This window comes from Collinsella sp. AF31-11, from assembly GCF_003475605.1.
Classification (GTDB): Bacteria; Actinomycetota; Coriobacteriia; order Coriobacteriales; family Coriobacteriaceae; genus Collinsella.
In genome coordinates this window covers 1-2,120 of sequence record NZ_QRQS01000029.1, presented here as the reverse complement: position 1 = coordinate 2,120, position 2,120 = coordinate 1, and the positions used below count along the sequence as shown (strand labels likewise).

The 2,120-nt window shown below is 70.0% G+C and carries 2 protein-coding genes; both read right to left on the bottom strand.

The window, feature by feature from the left end:
* A partial coding sequence (locus DWZ22_RS10020; RefSeq protein WP_118406050.1) for an ATP-binding protein occupies positions 1–752 on the bottom strand: 752 nt, incomplete at its 3' end.
* Positions 749–2,120 (bottom strand): IS21 family transposase (istA, locus tag DWZ22_RS10015; RefSeq protein ID WP_233546494.1); only part of this gene is annotated, 1,372 nt, incomplete at its 5' end. The genes istA and DWZ22_RS10020, both read right to left, overlap by 4 nt.

Here is a 2,120-nt window from a genome sequence, read left to right as displayed (position 1 = left end):
CTGCCGCGGTAGCTCGGGCCCCGCATCACGAACACCGACGCTTTGTCGAACAGCCTGTCGAGGGCGCAGAGGAGCGTGTCGTCGCCCGTGAAGAACTCATCCCACCCGCTCGGGGCGATGTTGCTCGTGAGGACCATCGCGTTCGGCCCCTCCTTCTCGTAGCGCCTGTCGACGACATCGAAGAACAGGTCGGTGCACGGCCTGTCGTAGACGCATCTTCCCACCTCGTCAACGATGAGGCACGACGGCTTGACGAGCGAGGAGACGACCCGCGAGGTGTTTCCCCGCTGGACGGCCTTCTGGAACCTGTCCCTGAGCTCGGTCGCCTTTATGTAGTAGGTCTTGAGCCCCCGCATGCAGCACTCGCGCCCGTAGGCCTGCGCGAGGTGCGTCTTCCCTATGCCGCCGGGCCCGACGAAGGCGACGTTGCGGTGCGCGTAGAGGTCGGCCAGCGACGGGAGCTTGCCCAGCGCGGCCGCGTCCCGGCCCTGGATCCTGGAGAAGTCGAAGCCCTCGAAGGTCTTGGGCTCGCGCCTGGGCAGCCTGCTCAGCCTCAGCAGCGTCTCGATGGAGGCGAGCCTCCTCTTCTCCGCAAGGTAGGAGAAGGTGGCGGCCACGGCGGCCATCTCCCCGTCGCCGAGGTCGAGGTCCGAGGCGAGGGTCGCGAGCTCCTCCGCCCCGACGGCGATCCCGAGCCTCGACGCGGCGTCGCTCGCGAGCTCGTAGGGGCTCGCCCCCGCGCCCGCCATCATTCGGCCCTCCCGAAGTCGAACCTCTCGAAACCGGGTTTCGTCCTGGGCGGGGCGATTTGCTCGACCACGGTCCCCACCGGCTGGGTCGGCAGCTCCTCGGGCTGCGCCGGCGATGTCTCCCACTGCCCCTCGCACCAGCTGTCGGCGCCGGTGCCGACAGCGTGGGCGACGAGCTCGCGGGAGAGGTCGTCGCTGTATATGTGCACCACGCGCCCCTCCCGGTTCACCCTGCACTCGCGGCGGACGTACCAGTAGGGCACGCCGTAGCGGTGCCCCTCGAAGCTCACGAAGCCGTCGAAGGAGATCTTCCGGCGCGGGCACAGGTACCGCTCGACCTCGGCCGTGACCTCGAGCGGCCTGGTGTTCGCCGAGCACGCCGCCTCGTGCTCGCGCATCGGGACGCATGCCGCCGCGCGCCGCCAGCGGCCTCCCTGCTCGGCGCACCAGAGGGCGGCCTCCCGGTTGAGGGCGTCAAGGTCGGTAAAGGACCTTCCCGCGAGGAAGTTCCCCTTCACGAAGCGGACGAGCCTCTCCACCTTGCCCTTCGTATAGGGGTGGCGCGGCCTGCACAACCTGGTGCGGAAGCCGACGACGCCCATGAACTCGGCGTAGTCGGCCTGCCAGACGGGCCGGCCGTCGGCATCGCGGCGGACGACCACGCTCTTCATGTTGTCGGTGAGCACGGTCGCGGGCACGCCCAGCGCCGAGAACGCGTGCAGCATCCCGATGAGGAGGTTCTCCTGGCGCGCGTTCGGGAAGAACTCGACGTGGGCGCCCCCGCAATGGTGGCAGACCATGGCGAAGCAGGCGATCCGCGCCCGCTCCCCGCCAGGGCGCTCGACCGCGACGAAGCCCCAGTCCATCTGGTAGGCCTCTCCGGGCGCCGTCCTGAAGCGCTGGCCGCGGCAGCCCTGCGGGGCCGCCTGCCGCCTCTTCGCGGGCACGAGGTCCCGGTGCGCGGCGATGTAGGTCTTCACCGTTGTGAGGCCGCCGGCGTAGCCCTGGCCGAGCAGCCGCTCGAATATCACCTGCGAGTTGGTGACGCCCTTCCGCAGGAGGTCGTCCACCAGGCCGGTGTGGCCGGCGAGCACGCCCGGCGCGGCCCTCCTCCCGCTGTTCCCGTGGGGCAGGGCCCTGAACCCGTGGGCCCTGACCGTCCTCGCGCGGGAGCGGGTGAGCCCCGTCCTCCTGCAGAACTCAGCGAGGTTGCATGCCTGCGGGTCGAACCCGTCGCCCTCCTCCGCGGCCATCTCCCGGAGCGCCGCGTCTATAATCTCCTGTAGGTCATCGTGTCTCTCGTTCACCTCAATGGTCCTCCTAACGCCGGCGTGTTGGCACCACCAGCGTAGTGGCGGCGGGGAGGCACGG